The sequence below is a fragment of the Flavobacterium sp. Arc3 genome (assembly GCF_041431375.1).
Classification (GTDB): domain Bacteria; phylum Bacteroidota; class Bacteroidia; order Flavobacteriales; family Flavobacteriaceae; genus Flavobacterium.
In genome coordinates, this window is record NZ_JASMRI010000009.1 from 114,135 (window position 1) to 131,706 (window position 17,572).

The window sequence follows — 17,572 nt, forward strand, 5'->3', positions numbered from 1 at the left end:
TGTAGGTTTTTAAATTATTAAATAGATTTAAGATTGCTACTAAATCTATTCCTCTTCTTTCTTAATCACTTTTCTAGCCACTTCGATTTTGAACTTTTTCCCTTTCATTTTTTCATCCTGGATGTTATGAAGCAAGTCTTTTACTTTATTAAATTTGACTGCCGCAAAAGAAATAAAATCTTTTACTTCAATTAATCCTAAATCGCCTTTTTCTAATTTTCCTTTTTGAGAAAAGAAACCTACAATATCGATTTTATTTAATTTATTCTTCTTTCCGCCACTTATGTAGATCGTTTGAAACTCTGGAGGTTTTGGCAATGAAACCGTATCTTCTACTTTAAAAACTTCCATTCCGTAATTAATATAGTCCACTTTTTTCTCACTTTCATGAGCAATCACATAGGCTGTTCCCGTAGCAAGCATACGCGCCGTTCTACCGTTTCTATGCGTGAACTCATCCTCTTTTGAAGGTAAGTGATAATGGATAACATGATTCATTTCAGGAATATCAAGACCACGAGCAGCTAAATCAGTAGTGATTAAGTAACTCACACTTCCATTTCTAAATTGGATTAAGGCCCGTTCTCTCTCGTCTTGATCCATTCCGCCGTGATAATAAGTAGAATAGATGCCCTTTTCGTTTAAAGTATCACTAATACGCTCTGCAGCATCTCTATGGTTACAAAAAACAATAGCCGATTGCGATTTCAACGAACAAATAAGATTAAACAAACTCCCTATCTTATCTCTTTCCTTAGAAACAACCAATTTTGTCGAAAGATTACTTTCTTGCTCGTTTTCTGGAATAAAGTCTAAAATCGTCGGATTTACAACTCTGGTATATTTTGGAATCTCAATATCTGAAGTAGCCGAAACTAAAACGCGTTTGTTCAGTTTCGTTAGTTTCCCAATTATAAATGACATTTGCTCATGGAAACCCAATTGCAGTGATTTGTCAAACTCATCTAAAATCAAGGTCTGAATTTTATCAGTTCTAAAAGTACCTCTGTCAATATGATCTGCAATACGCCCCGGAGTTCCTATTAAAACAGCTGGCGGATTACTTAAATTCTTTATTTCGGTCTCGATAGAGTGACCTCCGTAACATACATTTACTTTGTAATCTGTACCCATTTTTTTCCAAACTTGCTCAATTTGCAATCCTAATTCTCTTGAAGGAACCAGAATTAAACATTGAACCGAAAGGATTTCGGGTTGTAACATTTCTAATATAGGTAATAAAAAAGCTAGGGTTTTCCCTGAACCTGTAGGTGAAAGCAACAAAACATTGTTATCATTTAAGATCGTTTCTTGTGCTGCTTCCTGCATTTCATTTAGGTTTTCGATCCCTAAATTCAAAAGTATATTATTGGAATGGTGTCTCTTATTCATTTTGCAAAAGTAATTAAAAAAAGTGCTCAGTCCTCAGTTTTTAGTATTCAGACCTCTTTTTCATTTTTATGAAATCTATCTTTTAAATTAGCCTTAAAAAAATATTACATTTGGCTTACACCATAATAAAACTAGATATGAGATTCTTAACTGTTCTATTCCTACTATTTTCTCTGGCAAATTTTGCTCAAAACGATACTAAATACAGTACTTTTTTCGAAAAAGGAAATGGAAATCAATCGGCAACGTATCAGGAAACCATCGATTATTACACTCTATTGGCTAATGATTTTCCTTCCATAAAAATACTAAAAATGGGAGCAACAGATAGTGGAGAGCTCTTACATTTAGTGATTTTTAATTCTAAAAAGTCTTTTAATCTTCGTGAAATTCAAAAAAACAAGGCCATTTTATTGATAAATAATGGCATTCATGCAGGAGAACCCGATGGTATTGATGCTACGATGCAATTATTTCGAGATTTGGCTTTAGGAAAAATAAAAACTCCAAAAAACACAATTGTGTCCACTATCCCCGTTTATAATATCGGCGGAGCTTTGAATAGAAATTCGACTACAAGAGCAAATCAGGATGGGCCAGAAATCTATGGTTTTCGTGGTAATGGCCGAAATTATGATTTGAATCGGGATTTCATTAAATCGGATACGAGAAATACAAAAAGTTTTGCTGAACTCTTTCATAAACTAAACCCCGATGTTTTTATTGACAATCATGTAAGTAATGGTGCTGACTATCAATACAAACTAACCTATATCATGACACAGCAAAACCAGTTAGGAACCGTTTTAGGCCGCTATCTGGATACTGAAATGATGCCTTCGATTGTTCTTGATTTACAGAAAAAAAACGTGGCCACTACTCCTTATGTTAATGCATTCAGCGAAACACCAGACAATGGTTTTATGCAATTTTTTGATAACCCTAGATATTCAACAGGTTACACATCATTATTTAATACCATAGGTTTTGTCGTAGAAACACACATGTTAAAAAAATATGCTGATCGCGTAAAAGCAACCTACGATTACATGCGCTCCACAATTGATTTTATGGATACCAATTACCAAAAAATTAAACAAATGCGCTTGAAAAACGAAGAACAATATGCGCCTAAAAATTCCTATACCATCAAATGGGAAATTGACACCACAAAAACCTCTAAATTTTCGTTTTTAGGTTTCGAAGCTGGACATAAAAAAAGTGAAGTGACTAATGGAAATCGGTTGTTCTACGATAGAACTAAACCATACAAAAAAGACATTCCTTATTTAAAAGAATACAAATCTGTAAACGAAATCATTATTCCTGAAGCGTATATCATTCCAAAAGCGTTTTGGAATGTGATTGACTTATTAAAAAGTAATAATATTGCGTTTTCGCAGTTAAAAAACGACACCCTGATTGAAGTGCAAAGTTATAAAATTGCCGATTATAAGACCTCGGCAGCTCCCTATGAAGGACACTATATTCATCGAGACACTAAAGTAATTACTAAAAACGAAACAGTGGCTTTCACCAAAGGAGATTATGTGGTCAACACCCAACAAAAAGGTGTAAAATATCTATTGGAAACCTTAGAGCCTCAAGGAATTGATTCTTTTTTCAATTGGAACTTTTTTGACACCATGTTACAACAAAAAGAGGGGTACTCTGATTATGTTTTTGAGGATACTGCAGCCCAAATATTAAAAGACAGCCCGCAACTAAAAGCGGAAATGGAACAGAAAAAAATCACCGATTCTATTTTCACAAAAAGTCCCCAGGCACAATTAGAGTGGGTTTACAAACACTCAGTCTATTATGAAAAAGCCCATTTACAGTACCCTATCTATCGTGTTTTATAAAAAAGCACTATTCAACATGAGCTTCTTCTTCAAACAATAATTTGATGTTTTCATACGAATTTTTTAAAGCCATTGGAACTTCCTCTGGCTTCAACCAAGCTACTTTCTCGATACCTTCTTCTAGCTGGCCTTGAGGCACACCTTCAAAATCAGATTGCATCTCAAACCAGTGGGTAATTTTAAGCTTGTATTTCCCGTTGCGTTTGAAAACATGATAGGTTTTTTGAAGTTTTTTTGTAACTCTTAATAGATTTACTCCAGTCTCTTCCTCCACTTCACGCATCGCGGTATTTTCAATTTCCTCTCCTTTCTCAATACCTCCCTTCGGTAAATCCCATTTTCCATTCCTGAAAATGAATAAAATCTCTCCCTTTTTATTATAGACAAAGCCTCCTCCTGCTTTGCAAACAGGAATTTTAGCTTTCAAAGTCTTCATAATTTCCTTTTCATCTGGATGATAGAGATAGGCTTTTTGAATTTTATTTTGAAATATTTTTACGATAAGTTGCTCAATGTCTATACTTTCCAGTAAGAACAATTGAAAATCTGTTTCTTTTGAAATTTTATTTGTCAAAAAAAGTGGTTTGTCGTTAACAAAAACTTTATACATTTGTATTATGATTTTTAATAAAGATACTGCCGAAAAAACAGCCGAATTGCTTTTACAAATAAATGCAATTAAATTGAATCCAGGAAATCCTTTTACATGGGCTTCTGGATGGAAATCACCTATTTATTGTGATAACCGCCTAATCCTCTCATTTCCAACGATAAGAAATTACGTCCGAGATGAATTTTCTAAAAATATTGAAAAACAATTTGGAAAACCAGATGTTATTGCCGGTGTTGCTACTGGAGCAATAGGAATTGGGATACTTGTTGCCGAGAGCATGGGACTTCCATTTGTATATGTACGCCCAGAAGCAAAGAAACACGGACGTCAAAATCAAGTAGAAGGTTTCTTACAAAAAGGACAAAATGTAGTCGTTGTTGAGGATTTAATCAGCACAGGAAACAGCAGCTTAAATGCCGTGGAAGCCTTGCGTGCAGCTGGCGCAAATATTAAAGGAATGGCAGCTATCTTTACCTATGGTTTTGATGTAGCTGAACAAAACTTTAAAGATGCAAAAATTGATTTATACACTTTGAGCAATTATCAAAACTTGTTGAATCTGGCTGTTGCCAAAAGTTATATCACAGAAAAAGAAGAAAAAACACTTAGAGAATGGAGTGTTTCTCCATCTACTTGGGGTGTTGAAAATAAATAAAACAACCACAATATGAACTTAGAAAGTCCAAAAGTTACTGTTCAAAAATCAGCCCAAGAATTATTCGATTTATTGATTGATGTAAAAAGCTTTGAAAAATTAATGCCGGATAACATCGCTAAATTTGAGGTAATCGGAGAAGATGCTTTTATTTTTGGATTAAAAGGGATGCCAGAGATCAAATTAAAAATGAAAGAAAAAGTAGCACCAAGCAAAGTGGTACTTGGAGCTGCAAGCGATAAACTACCTTTCACTTTAATAGCAAACATTGATGCTGTTTCAGATAGCTCAAGCGCCGTGAAACTTGATTTTGAAGGTGATTTCAACCCTATGATGGCGATGATGATAAAAGGACCTATTGGTAAATTTATCGAAGCATTAGCAAACAATATGTCAAAATTATAAATATTGACCCACATAATATTTAAAGCCTTTTAGCACAAACTAAAAGGCTTTTTTTTATCCCCATAGAAATCGACTGCCTGTAATTAGTAAAGTATTTGAATTTCTTTAATACCGTATTCACATATACTATCGTCCTCTAAAAGCACCTGCAGCTTTCCAATTGCAGATACACCCTGAATAATTCCCATGAACTTTTTATCATAATTATCTTTAAAAGGCATTGGAACACCTTTTTTAAAAAGTCTCTCAGTGTACTTTATCCATAAAGCCTCTGGTTGCTTCTGTACTAAAACAATATTTTGCTTCATCTTTTCTATAATATCAAAAAGCAGTTGTTCTTTATCAAACTGACTTTTACAAATAACAGCTAATGACGACGCTTTCGGTAAATTCTCGAAATTTGTTTGATTAATATTTAGCCCTAAACCCACAACAGAAGAAACAGCTCCGTCACTTTTGAGGCTGTTTTCTATCAAAATGCCACCAATTTTAAAATTATATGACATAATGTCGTTCGGCCATTTTATACTTAATTCAGGAATATTATAGCTTTCTAAAACGTTAACAACCGATACTGCTACAGCAATATTGAGATTGTAAATATGATTTACATTTAACAATGGATCCTTGATAAAAACACTCAATATTAGATTCTTACCCTCCTCAGAGTCCCATACAGACCCCATTTGCCCTTTTCCTTTGGTTTGTTTCTCGGCAATTACAACGGTGAAATTATCTAGCTCTTGCCTATTTGATAATCCTTTAAGAAACTCATTTGTTGAATCTATGGCACCGAGTTTGATTAGTTTCATTTTGTAGTTATTTATGGAACAGAATTTAATATTATGTTAAGAGCCAAAAATAATCACAAAAAATGGTAACTTTACAAACTTATATAAAAATAATTCATGGCAAAAAAGACTATAAATAATGATGACCTTCTGGCAAACATTATTAAGGGAATCGAAGAAGTAAAAGGAAATGACATAGATATTCTCGACTTAAGAGATATTGACACCGCAGTTTGCGACTATTTTGTTGTATGCAACGGAAACTCAAACACACAAGTTAACGCAATTGTTAACTCCATTCAAAAAACTGTTTCAAAAGAATTAAAAGATAAACCATGGCATGTTGAGGGATCTGACAATGCAGAATGGGTACTTATGGATTATGTTAATATAGTAGTTCATGTTTTCCAAAAACAAATACGCGAATATTACAATATTGAGAGTTTGTGGGGAGATGCAAAAATAACTACAATAGAAAACAAATACTAAAGAAAGAAAAACAGAAGAATGGCTAAAGATAACAATCCTACTCCTAACAAATTTAAAGTAAGCCCTTGGCTAGTTTATACAGCCATACTACTTATTTTCTTATTTATTAGTTTTGTAACTGGTAGCTCCAGTTTACAAGAACCAGCACATATAACATCATCAAAATTTAATGAGCTTTTAGATAAAGGCGAAATTGAAAAAGTAATTGTTTACAATAAAGCGGACGCTGAAGTTTTCCTTACAGCTAGTGCATTAAAATTAACTGAAAATAAAAAAGTTGCAAAAGATATATTTGACAGCCCTAACAAAGGACCGCACTACACTTTTGTAATTGGTAATGATGAAATATTACAAACCAAGTTAGAAGCAGCAGTTAGTGAAGGTAAATTGCAAGATTTCAATTTCTTGTCAAAAAGTAATTGGTCTGACATCTTCATCAGTTTACTGCCTATCATCATTATCATTGGTGTTTGGATTTTTATTATGAGAAAAATGTCAGGCGGCGGCGGCGGCGGCGGACAAATTTTCAATATTGGAAAATCTAAAGCAAAACTTTTTGACGAAAAAACAGACGTAAAAACTACATTTAAAGATGTTGCAGGACTCGAGGGGGCAAAAGAAGAGATACAAGAAATTGTCGAATTCTTGAAAAACCCAGAGAAATACACTAATCTTGGTGGTAAAATACCAAAAGGAGCCTTACTTGTAGGGCCTCCTGGAACTGGAAAAACTTTATTAGCAAAAGCAGTCGCTGGAGAAGCACAAGTACCTTTCTTCTCTTTGTCAGGTTCTGATTTTGTTGAAATGTTTGTAGGTGTGGGTGCGTCACGTGTACGTGATTTATTCAAACAAGCAAAAGAAAAATCTCCTGCAATCATTTTCATTGATGAAATTGACGCAGTAGGTAGAGCAAGAGGAAAAAGCAATATGTCAGGCGGAAATGACGAAAGAGAAAACACGTTGAACCAATTACTTACTGAGATGGACGGTTTTGGTACCAATTCAAATGTAATTGTATTAGCGGCAACAAACAGAGCAGATGTTTTAGATAAAGCGTTGATGCGTGCTGGTCGTTTTGACAGACAAATCTTTGTAGATTTACCAGACATACGTGAGCGTGCTGAAATATTCAAAGTACACCTTGCACCATTGAAAAAAGTGGAGGGTCTTGATACTGAATTTTTGGCTAAACAAACACCAGGTTTCTCAGGAGCTGACATCGCTAATGTTTGTAATGAAGCAGCATTAATTGCTGCCAGATATAACAAAACTGCGGTTGACAAACAAGATTTCTTAGATGCTGTCGATAGAATAGTAGGTGGTTTAGAAAAGAAGAACAAAATTGTAACTCCTGGAGAAAAGAAAGCAATTGCTATCCATGAAGCGGGACACGCAACAATAAGTTGGATGTTAGAGCATGCAGCACCACTTATCAAAGTAACTATTGTTCCTAGAGGGCAAAGTCTTGGAGCGGCATGGTACTTGCCTGAAGAGCGTTTAATTGTTCGTGCTGACCAAATGTTAGACGAAATGTGCGCTACTATGGGAGGAAGAGCAGCTGAAAAAGTCACTTTTGGTAGAATTTCTACAGGTGCTTTAAGCGATTTAGAAAAAGTAACCAAACAAGCACGTGCTATGGTAACCATCTACGGATTGAACGATAAAATAGGAAATGTTACCTATTATGATTCAACGGGACAAGGGGAATATAATTTCTCTAAACCGTATTCTGAAGAAACTGCAAAAATTATTGATACTGAAATTTCGCTACTTATTGAAGGACAGTACCAAAGAGCTATTGAAATCTTAGAAGAGAATAAAGACAAGCTAAACCAACTAGCAGATATACTAATTGAAAAAGAAGTTATCTTTAAAGATGATTTAGAAGCTATTTTCGGAAAGAGGGCATTTGATAAAAACCTTGAAGAAACAGTATCTTAAATAAAACACTAATTTAATTATTTTTAAAATCTTAATTCAAAATCCGCTTTTGAATTAAGATTTTTTTATCTTTGAACGGTTTCAACTTAATATAAAAAGTACCTTAACATAATATGAGTCTTTTCAGAAAAATTTTTGGTTCTAGTATTTCATCTTCACATGAGGAAAAAGAGAAAGAGAATAGTACTTTCCTTCCAGACACGACAAGTATGTCTATCGATGAACAATTTATCTATAATTTCAAAAAAAACGGTGGTAAGTTTTTATACTGCGAAAATTTAGAAGAGGTTAAAGAACAATTCGAAAATATTCTTCAAGAAAATGACTGGTACGAAAGTAATGTACTGTGTCATGAACCCAAACTTTTCAATATACTGGATGAAAACAAACTCAGTCACGAAAAGAGACCCAACCCTAAGTTCCTTTTTTCAAATTGCGAAAATCTAATTGCAGAAGAAGGTTCTATCTTATTTTGTTCAAAACAGATCAAACAAGACAAACCCAATGAGTTGCCTATTAATATTGTTGTTTTAGCAACAACTTCCCAAATACTTGCTATAAAAAGCGATGGGCTTAGTGCTATAAAAAAGAAGTACGAAGGAGATATCCCAACGAATATTACTGCTATAAAATATTTTGAAAAAGCAAAAGAAGAAGACTTTACCCAATATGGTAGTTCTGCAAAAAATCTTTATTTGCTGCTTTTAGAAGATCTTTAAAATGAATGAAACCCTTAAGAGATCTATTTCCGGCGCTGTTTATGTTATTTTATTAATAACTTGCATCCTATTTTCAACAGAAAGTTTTTTCATTCTGTTTGGCGTATTTCTGCTTATCGCTACCGTAGAGTTTTGTAATTTAGTACAGATTCAAAAAATAATTCCTTTTATACTTGCTGCTGCAACTTATACTTTCTTTTATGAAATAACGATTGCCACAAGCGGCGTACTTTACCAGTTAAAGTTTAACAAAACATTCGACCTGGTTGTTCTTTGTTGTACACTGTTTGTTTTTATTAAATGCATTCATTTTCTTTTTGATAGTAAAACGGTTAAAATAGACTCCTTTTCAAAATACATTTACCTAATAGGTTATATTGTACTTCCCTTTGTTATCATGACAAAAATTCCGTTTGGAATAAATGGTTACAACCCCAAAATTCTTATTAGTATCTTTATACTAATATGGACGAATGATAGCTTTGCTTATATCGTCGGAAAGTCAATTGGGAAAACAAAACTATTCGAACGTATATCCCCAAAAAAAACAATAGAAGGTTTTATCGGTGGAGTTGTCTTTTGTGTTATTGCCAGTTACTTAATTTCAAAATATTACATCCAAATCGCCGAAGGTAAAATCTACATTTGGATTATTATAGCCCTAATTGTTGGCATTTTTGGAACCATCGGTGATTTAATCGAATCTAAATTCAAACGTTTTGCGGGAGTAAAAGATAGCGGAAAAATAATGCCGGGCCATGGTGGCGTGCTAGATCGACTAGATAGTGTTATATTTGTAGCACCAATTGTATTTTTATTTTATCAAATTTTAAATTATGTTTCATAAAGAAGGAACCAAGACTATTGTACTAGGTATAATTTTTACAGCAACTGCCTTATTACTATCTGACTATTTTATTGACACTGTGTGGCTTAAAATGATACTTCAAATTGCTGCTTTTTTAATATTAGTAATCATCTTACAATTTTTTAGAAACCCTAAAAGATCTGTTATACGCAATGAAAACCAAATATTAGCTCCAGTTGACGGGAAAGTAGTTGTAATAGAAGAAGTTTACGAAGGTGAATATTACAAAGACAAGCGTTTGCAAGTCTCGATATTTATGTCACCTATCAATGTGCACGTAACGCGTTACCCAATAAGCGGAATTGTAAAATTCAGCAAATATCATCCTGGAAAATTTTTGGTTGCTTGGCATCCAAAAGCCAGTGAAGAAAACGAAAGAACAACTATCGTAGTTGAAAACAATACATTCGGAACTATTCTATATCGTCAAATTGCCGGTGCCTTAGCTCGAAGAATCGTGAATTATGCTGAAGTAGGTATGCAGGTTGCCCAAGGGAGTGATGCTGGTTTTATTAAATTTGGTTCAAGAGTCGATTTGTTTTTACCTATTGGAACTCCAATCAATGTTGTACTTAATCAAAAAGCAATTGGAGGGAAAACTATTATCGCAACAAAAGAATAATGAATGCAAAAGAATTAGATAATAGGTTCCTGGAAGCCGTTAACGTGGCTTCCAAAATGACCCAAGCATCTTTACCACAAGATGTACAACTGCGTCTCTATGCCAGCTACAAACAGGCTACCTTAGGCACTTTAGAACCTAGACAAACATCAACGTATCATTTAAGAGATGCTTTTAAAACTAATGCTTGGATACAAATCAGTCATTTATCCGCAGACGAAGCAAAAGAGCAGTATATTGAAATAATCAATTCGCTTTTGAAAATATAATACTATCAATGAAAAAAATACCTTTTTTACTATCTTGCTTTCTACTGCTTAACTTTTTAGTTTCTTGTAACAACAAAAAACTAACAGAAGTAGTGGAAGTTCCATTGCCAACTGCCCAAGAAAAAGTAACTATTGGGTTTCCTGACGATGTAAGAGCAAATAAAGGTTCGTTTCAATTAGAAAAACTGCCTTATGCTTATGATGCATTGGCACCTACAATATCACCTTTGACCTTAGAAATGCATTATTCAAAGCATTATCTAACGTACACTAATAATCTTAATAATGCGATTGCCGGGACTGAATATCAAAATCAGCCTATCGAAAATATATTAGCAAAGTTAGACTTGAACAACACTGATTTAAGAAACAATGCCGGAGGTTATTACAACCATACCTTATATTGGAAATCAATGGCTCCTAATAAAGGAGGCAAACCTAAAGACACGTTGGCAAGCATAATATCAAGAGATTTTGGTTCGTATGAAAATTTTGTAACTACTTTTAAAAGCGAAGCGACAAAACAATTTGGTTCTGCCTGGGTTTGGCTAGTTATTGATAAATCTGGAAAACTAAAAGTAACAAGTTCTCAAAATCAAGATAATCCTTTAATGAAAAACGCTCCAATTCCAGGAACTCCAATATTAGCATTGGATTTGTGGGAGCATGCCTACTACCTAGGATACCAATACAGAAGAAGAAACTATATTGATTCCTTTTTTAATGTAATTAATTGGGATAAAGTAGGAGAAAATTACGAGGCGGCCTTAAGGCGAAAATACTAAAAATCTATACTAAATAAAAAAATGCTGATGCAAACTACTTTGGTAGCGCATCAGCATTTTTTAGTTTAATCGCTTAATTTTGAAGAACTAATCAATTAAAAAAGGTCTTACAGTTGGTAAATAAAAGATTCTGAAGGTCCAATATTAACTCGTGCTTTTCCTTCCCCATTAACCACTTGCAACTGTATTGCACTTTTATTATAAAGTTGGTCTGTAATCGTGTACTCACCGTCTTTTAAATTCCATTTTGTTATAATATCTGCGGGGATTTTAAGTTCGAAGTTACTAGTAGTAAGCCAAGAAAAATTAGTAATTACAATTAGTTTTTGAGTATCTGACCAGCGTGTAAATGCATAAATACCTGGATCAAAACCCAAGGTTGATTCTCTATTCACGGTTTGAATTTCTTGAAATTCACCCATTAATGCAGAACTATTGGCAGCCAAATTAAGTAGTCTTTTATAAAAATCTCTGAGTGACTTTTCCTTATCTGTAAGCTGTCCTCCGTCAAATTTACCGTTATTCATCCATCGTTGATGACTTGGTACACCAACATAATCAAAAATTGAAGTTCTAGAATGTGTACCAAAACCACCATTTTCATTAGCGGCCTCGCCCACTTCCTGCCCAAAATAAATCATTGTAGGCGCTGAATTTATTGTTGTGGAAACTACCATCAAAGGTTTTCCTTTTTCTGGCGTACCTGCAAATTCTGGACTAGCCAAACGTTGTTCGTCATGGTTGTCTAAAAATTGCAGCATATGATGTTCAATATCTTTCATTCCGTTTTGAATGTCTGAAAGTCCATCAGGCAATGCCCTTCCCTGAATTACATCTTTTAATTTATCATAGGTTTCTACTTTATCATAGAGATAGTCCATTTTTCCTAAGCGAATATAATTGCGATACTCATTAGGATTGTATACTTCTGCCAATAAAAAAGCATCTGGATTCTGCATCTTAATTGCGGAGTTCATATAACTCCAAAACTCATAAGGAACCATTTCTGCCATATCATATCGAAATCCATCCACTCCTTTTGCTGTCCAAAACAAGGCAATATCCTTAAATTTTTTCCAAGAATTAGGGACCTCTTTACCTTTCCAAAATTCAAAATGCTCCACCACCGATTTTGTATCATATCCTGTAGGAAGTTCCGGGAAATCTTTGGAACCATCCGGACGAATGCCGTAATTCACTTTTACTGTTTCGTACCAGTCGTTCTTATCCGGTTTAGCTAACCTAGAACCATTACCAGTCCATTTAGCCGGAATTTCAGTAAATTTGCCATCGCTTAACGTATTTACTTCTCCATTTAAGGGTGGAGCTGTATCTGGTACTTCAAAATGAGAATTGGGAATATAATAAAAGTTATTGTCTTTTTTATATTCAACTGTTTTATCATCATCAGCACCAAAGTCTCTAACACCTTCAGGATTATTTTTTCCTTCATACTTTCGTGCAATATGATTGGGCACGATATCAATTATCAACTTCAGCCCCGCTTTGTGCGTTCTCGCAATTAATGCATCAAACTCTTCTAACCGTTGTGCTGGATTAACAGCTAAATCAGGATTTACATTGTAATAATCCTTTACTGCATAAGGTGAACCTGCTCTTCCTTTTACAACATCGGGGTCATCATTTGAAATACCAATTGCAGTATAATCTCTCACCAATGCGTGGTGTGGTACTCCAGTGTACCAAATATAACTCACACCTAAATCCTTGATTTCATCAAGTGCTTTATCTGTAAAATCATTAAACTTCCCTACTCCATTTTCTTCAATGGTTCCCCACGGTTTGTTATTTGTATTTTTATTTCCGAATAAACGGGTAAAAACCTGATAGACAACAATTTTATTCTCTGTTGTGGTATTTTCTTTTTCTGTATTCATTGGTAAAGCTGTAGTCTTACAAGCTGCAGTGACAAGAATTAAACTTATCCCTGTAATAAGAATCGTTTTTTTAATCATTTATAGTGGGTATTACTACCTATGCGTCTTCCTTTCCACAAAAGTAAAGACTTAGATAATTAGTTTTTAAATTTAATCTATTTTTTTTAAAATTCACCGTTGATTTTTATAAATCAGGTCGAATAAAGCATCAAAACAAGCACTATAACGAAAGAGTTCCTCTATTTGTTCATAACTTGACAAACGAAATAAAATGGCTTTTGTCACTAATGGCATTGAATCTATAAATAAATGCTAATATAGATTAGGATTGTTTCCTTTTTCTTAAATTTGAAAAAAAATAAATCCATTGAAGAAGTCCTTATTTTTCATCTGTTGTTGCTTGGCAATACTAAGTTCAAAATCCGTTTTGGCACAAGCACCAAAAAAAATTGTTGTTGAACATTCTGATTATTTTGATGTCAATCAAGCAGAAATTCCAGATGCTGCATTACTAACTGGAAATGTGAGAGTTAACCATGATGGCATTGTACTGACATGCAACAAGGCCTATTATTTTCAAAAAGAAAATTACATTAAAGCTTTTGGAAATGTGCAATTAGTACAAGGCGATACTTTATTCCTAAATAGTAAATATGCAGAATATAGTGGCAATGCAAAAAAAGCTTTTGCTACCGGCGATGCTTTCATGAGTTCTCCAGATGCTACATTAGCAACGGATACGATAAATTTTGACCGAAATTCTCAAGAAGTATATTACAACACAAAAGGAACGATTGTCAATAAAGACAATACATTAGTCAGTAAATCCGGGAAATACTATGTAAATCAAAAAAAATTCCAGTTCCTGACTGCCGTTACTATCACTAATCCTACCTATGTAATCAAATCCAATCATGTGGATTATTTTACCAATTCTGGTCACTCTTATCTTTTTGGCCCATCCACTATTACAAGCAAGAAAAATTATATTTATACCGAAAAAGGGTTTTATGACACCAAAAAAAACTTGGGCCATTTTCTTAGAAAATCCTATATAAAATATGAAGACCGACTCATTGAAGGAGATAGTTTGTATTATGATCGAAATAAAGAATTCGCTTCGGCAACTCGTAATGTAAAAATAACTGATTCTATTAATCGTGGAATTGTAAAGGGCCATTATGCCGAAATATATAAAAAACAGGATTCCTTGTTTGTCACTAAGAGAGCGGTGGCTGTGAATTTTGTCGAAAATGACTCCGTTTACATTCACGGTAAAAAATTGATGATTACCGGTAAAGAAGGAGACCGAATTATTCGTGCCTATACTAATGTTAGGTTTTTTAAAACAGACATGAGCGGAAAATGTGATTCGATACATTCGAGTTCAAAAACAGCTTTAACAAAACTTATAGGAAAGCCAGTATTGTGGAACGGAGACAACCAAATTACTGGAGATATAATGCATCTTATAGGAAACAATACCACTCAAGAACTCGACTCACTTAAAGTGATCAACAACACCTTTCTGGTTTCGAAAGATACACTGGGAACGGGCTACAATCAGGTAAAAGGACAAAATCTGTATGGAAAGTTCAAAGAAGGAAAACTATATGATGTCGATATTGTAAAAAATGCAGAGGTAATATACTATATGAGAAATGATGCCCAAGAACTGATTGGTATCAATAAAAATGTAAGCAGTAAAATCAATCTTATTTTAGAAGATAGTGCTGTGGAAACGATTACTTTTTTCAACCAAATTGACGGAAACATTTACCCTGAAGATGAGCTGCCGGAAAACGCAAGAAAACTTAAGGGCTTGGTATGGCGAGGTGATGAAAAGATAAAATCGAAGGAAGACATATTTACCGATGAGGATAACGAACTCAACGATAAAATGATAAAAGAAGGCGAAGCAGAAGATGCAAAAGAAAATGTCCCGATGAAAATCAGAAAGGAAACTTTGAACTACGATAAAAAGAAAAGCCCTCCACCTCCCAAAAATGGAAAGAAGGAAAATAAGTAGTTTTCAAAATAAGAAATATTAAATGCTACTCAAAGATAAATAGACTAGAATATGACTGATAAAATTATTTATTGGAATACTGACTCTACAATTATATGGTTAACGGATAGTTTTCCTTTAAAATATTATGGGTTACTTTTTGCCATTGGGATTTTACTGGGCTATAGTATCGTCAAGAGAATATTTATTAAAGAAAATGTTTCAGTAGAAATATTAGATAAACTTTTGATATATGTTATTGTAGGAACCATTCTAGGAGCGAGATTAGGACATTGTTTATTTTATGAACCCACTTATTTTTTTAAACATCCAATGGAGATACTTTTACCAATAAAAAAAATTGGAGGAGTCTATAAATTCATTGGTTTCCAAGGTTTAGCAAGCCACGGAGGGATAATTGGCGTCTTGATCGCTATTTTATTGTTTTATAGAAAAAATAAAATAAATCTATTATGGCTTTTAGACCGGGTTGCAATCGCAGCTCCAGTTACCGCTACTTTTATCAGATTAGGTAATTTTATGAATTCAGAAATTTATGGGAAACCGACCAATGGGAATTGGGGTGTTGTTTTTCAAAAAGACGACTTAATTCCAAGACACCCAACGCAATTGTATGAAGCTTTCTCTTATTTTTTAATTTTTATAATCTTACAATTTTTATATAAATCCAATCTTACAAAAAGAGGCGATGGTTTACTATTTGGAATTTTTCTAGTACTACTATTTTCAGCGCGATTAATTATTGAGTTTTTTAAAGAAAACCAAGAGGCTTTTGAAAATCAGATGCCTTTAAACATGGGACAACTATTAAGTATTCCATTTATCGTTTTCGGCTTTCTAATAATCCTATGGAAACTCAAAACTCAACAAGTAAGTCCAATAGTTTAAAAACTATTCTTTATCCTTTTTTAAAACTTTAAGCAAACAACGTGAATCAAGATTTCTTAAAATATCAGGCACAAACTTCTCCCTATCCACTGGGTATGGAAGTATCTTTTGCAAAAGGTTCTTATATCTACGACATCAATAATAAAAAATACCTTGATTTTGTGGCAGGGGTCTCGGCATGTACCTTAGGACACCAACCGGCGAGAGTAAACCAAGCCATTAAAGATCAATTAGACAAATATTCGCATGTAATGGTTTACGGCGAGTATTCTCAAAGTCCTGCAGTAGAATATTGCAAGCTTTTAGCTTCACTCCTACCCGCACCTTTAGACAAGACCTATCTTGTTAACTCAGGCACCGAAGCGATTGAAGGAGCTTTAAAGTTGGCAAGACGCGTTACAGGTCGCAGTCAGTTGATTTCTTGTCATAATGCCTATCATGGAAATACGATGGGATCGATGAGCATAATGGGTTTTGAAGAGCGCAAACAAATTTTTCGCCCTTTGATCCCTGATGTTGATTTTATTACTTTTAACAATGAAGCCGATTTAGCCAAAATAACCACAAAAACAGCAGGTATCGTTTTAGAAACAATTCAAGGTGGTGCAGGTTTTATTCAACCCCATAATGATTTTTTAAAAAAAGTACGCGCACGCTGTACCGAAGTTGGAGCTCTTATGATTCTGGACGAAATCCAACCCGGTTTTGGAAGAACTGGAAAACTATTTGGTTTCCAGAATTACGACGTTATTCCTGATGTTATTGTAATGGGAAAAGGAATGGGTGGCGGAATGCCTGTGGGGGCTTTTACCGCATCGACGGCAATGATGGATCTGTTGAGTGATAATCCAAAGCTGGGACACATCACCACTTTTGGAGGTCATCCTGTCATAGCGTCAGCCTGTTTGGCCACTTTGCAGGAAATTACTGAAACTGATCTGATGCCCAAAGCTTTAGAGAAAGAAAAATTATTTAAATCACTTTTGGTACACCCTTTGATACAGGAAGTGCGAGGAAAAGGGTTAATGCTGGCCGTCATGACAAATAGCGCAGCAATAACGAATGAAGTGATTTTAAAATGTCAAGACAAAGGACTTATTTTATTCTGGTTACTATTTGAAGGATGTGCGATAAGAATTACGCCGCCACTTACAATTTCAGACGATGAGATACGTGAAGGCTGCGCAATAATGCTAGAAGTAATGAATGAAATACTATTGTCGACTACAATTGATTAACATATAGCGATAGCTAAATAAATAAATTGTTTTCTTTTTGTTAATTAAATTGTTCACAACAATTCTAAATTTTCTTCCAATAACAACGAAGGATGCCTAATTTTA

17 protein-coding genes are annotated in these 17,572 nt (G+C 34.1%); 13 read left to right on the plus strand and 4 right to left on the minus strand.

All coding sequences use genetic code 11. The annotated features are described in order from the left end of the window. Positions 1 to 45: 45 nt before the first annotated feature. A complete protein-coding gene (locus QO200_RS08510; protein ID WP_371538673.1) occupies positions 46 to 1,392 on the minus strand; it encodes a DEAD/DEAH box helicase in 1,347 nt (448 codons plus the stop codon). A 137-nt stretch (positions 1,393 to 1,529) separates the two neighbouring features. On the opposite strand from QO200_RS08510, the gene QO200_RS08515 reads away from it, so the two are divergent. Next, positions 1,530 to 3,257, plus strand: coding sequence for a M14 family metallopeptidase (locus QO200_RS08515; RefSeq protein WP_371538674.1), 1,728 nt, complete (start codon positions 1,530 to 1,532; stop codon positions 3,255 to 3,257). A gap of 7 nt (positions 3,258 to 3,264) precedes the next feature. Here QO200_RS08515 and QO200_RS08520 read toward each other — a convergent pair whose 3' ends face one another. Then, positions 3,265 to 3,867, minus strand: a complete 603-nt coding sequence (locus QO200_RS08520; protein WP_371538676.1) for an NUDIX hydrolase — start codon at positions 3,865 to 3,867, stop codon at positions 3,265 to 3,267. A 7-nt stretch (positions 3,868 to 3,874) separates the two neighbouring features. Here QO200_RS08520 and pyrE point away from each other — a divergent pair, with 7 nt between their 5' ends. Both pyrE and QO200_RS08530 read left to right on the plus strand, forming a co-directional pair. After that, the gene (gene pyrE, locus QO200_RS08525; protein ID WP_371538678.1) at positions 3,875 to 4,525 is read left to right on the plus strand and encodes an orotate phosphoribosyltransferase; all 651 of its coding nucleotides are present in this window, start codon (positions 3,875 to 3,877) and stop codon (positions 4,523 to 4,525) included. Between the two features lie 12 nt (positions 4,526 to 4,537). Beyond that, positions 4,538 to 4,930 carry an SRPBCC family protein gene (locus tag QO200_RS08530; RefSeq protein ID WP_371538679.1) on the plus strand — a complete coding sequence of 131 codons (393 nt, stop codon included), beginning with the start codon at positions 4,538 to 4,540 and terminating at the stop codon, positions 4,928 to 4,930. An 83-nt stretch (positions 4,931 to 5,013) separates the two neighbouring features. On the opposite strand, the gene QO200_RS08535 is transcribed toward QO200_RS08530, so the two are convergent. After that, entirely contained in the window at positions 5,014 to 5,742 is a 729-nt protein-coding gene (locus tag QO200_RS08535) for a biotin--[acetyl-CoA-carboxylase] ligase (RefSeq protein ID WP_371538681.1), read from the minus strand. Between the two features lie 96 nt (positions 5,743 to 5,838). Here QO200_RS08535 and rsfS point away from each other — a divergent pair, with 96 nt between their 5' ends. From rsfS to QO200_RS08570, 7 genes are all read left to right on the plus strand, one after another. Next, on the plus strand, positions 5,839 to 6,210 hold the full coding sequence (gene rsfS / locus QO200_RS08540; protein WP_074722868.1) for a ribosome silencing factor: 372 nt from the start codon (positions 5,839 to 5,841) through the stop codon (positions 6,208 to 6,210). Between the two features lie 18 nt (positions 6,211 to 6,228). Further along, positions 6,229 to 8,151: an ATP-dependent zinc metalloprotease FtsH gene (gene ftsH, locus QO200_RS08545; RefSeq protein ID WP_371538682.1), complete on the plus strand. Its 1,923-nt coding sequence runs from the start codon at positions 6,229 to 6,231 to the stop codon at positions 8,149 to 8,151. Between the two features lie 113 nt (positions 8,152 to 8,264). Next, the gene (locus tag QO200_RS08550) at positions 8,265 to 8,870 is read left to right on the plus strand and encodes a lactate utilization protein B/C (protein ID WP_371538683.1); all 606 of its coding nucleotides are present in this window, start codon (positions 8,265 to 8,267) and stop codon (positions 8,868 to 8,870) included. Position 8,871: 1 nt separating this feature from the next. Continuing rightward, positions 8,872 to 9,717 carry a phosphatidate cytidylyltransferase gene (locus QO200_RS08555; protein WP_371538685.1) on the plus strand — a complete coding sequence of 282 codons (846 nt, stop codon included), beginning with the start codon at positions 8,872 to 8,874 and terminating at the stop codon, positions 9,715 to 9,717. Further along, positions 9,707 to 10,360 (plus strand): phosphatidylserine decarboxylase family protein, encoded by a 654-nt coding sequence (locus tag QO200_RS08560; RefSeq protein WP_371538687.1) that lies wholly within the window; start codon positions 9,707 to 9,709, stop codon positions 10,358 to 10,360. The genes QO200_RS08555 and QO200_RS08560 overlap by 11 nt, the downstream gene beginning before the upstream one ends. Then, complete coding sequence (locus QO200_RS08565) at positions 10,360 to 10,629, plus strand: acyl-CoA-binding protein (RefSeq protein ID WP_371538688.1); 270 nt, start codon at positions 10,360 to 10,362, stop codon at positions 10,627 to 10,629. The genes QO200_RS08560 and QO200_RS08565 overlap by 1 nt, the downstream gene beginning before the upstream one ends. A gap of 8 nt (positions 10,630 to 10,637) precedes the next feature. Further along, the gene (locus tag QO200_RS08570) at positions 10,638 to 11,414 is read left to right on the plus strand and encodes a superoxide dismutase (RefSeq protein WP_371538690.1); all 777 of its coding nucleotides are present in this window, start codon (positions 10,638 to 10,640) and stop codon (positions 11,412 to 11,414) included. Between the two features lie 107 nt (positions 11,415 to 11,521). Here the strand turns inward: QO200_RS08570 and QO200_RS08575 are convergent, their stop codons facing one another. Beyond that, positions 11,522 to 13,390, minus strand: coding sequence for an alpha-amylase family protein (locus tag QO200_RS08575; protein ID WP_371538691.1), 1,869 nt, complete (start codon positions 13,388 to 13,390; stop codon positions 11,522 to 11,524). A 322-nt stretch (positions 13,391 to 13,712) separates the two neighbouring features. Between QO200_RS08575 and QO200_RS08580 the strand changes: the two genes are divergently transcribed. The 3 genes from QO200_RS08580 to QO200_RS08590 are packed head-to-tail and all read left to right on the plus strand — an operon-like array spanning position 13,713 to position 17,467. Then, the gene (locus QO200_RS08580) at positions 13,713 to 15,341 is read left to right on the plus strand and encodes an OstA-like protein (RefSeq protein ID WP_371538692.1); all 1,629 of its coding nucleotides are present in this window, start codon (positions 13,713 to 13,715) and stop codon (positions 15,339 to 15,341) included. 51 nt (positions 15,342 to 15,392) lie between these two features. Further along, the gene (gene lgt / locus QO200_RS08585) at positions 15,393 to 16,229 is read left to right on the plus strand and encodes a prolipoprotein diacylglyceryl transferase (protein ID WP_371538693.1); all 837 of its coding nucleotides are present in this window, start codon (positions 15,393 to 15,395) and stop codon (positions 16,227 to 16,229) included. 41 nt (positions 16,230 to 16,270) lie between these two features. Next, a complete protein-coding gene (locus QO200_RS08590) occupies positions 16,271 to 17,467 on the plus strand; it encodes an aspartate aminotransferase family protein (protein ID WP_371538694.1) in 1,197 nt (398 codons plus the stop codon). Positions 17,468 to 17,572: the final 105 nt, after the last annotated feature.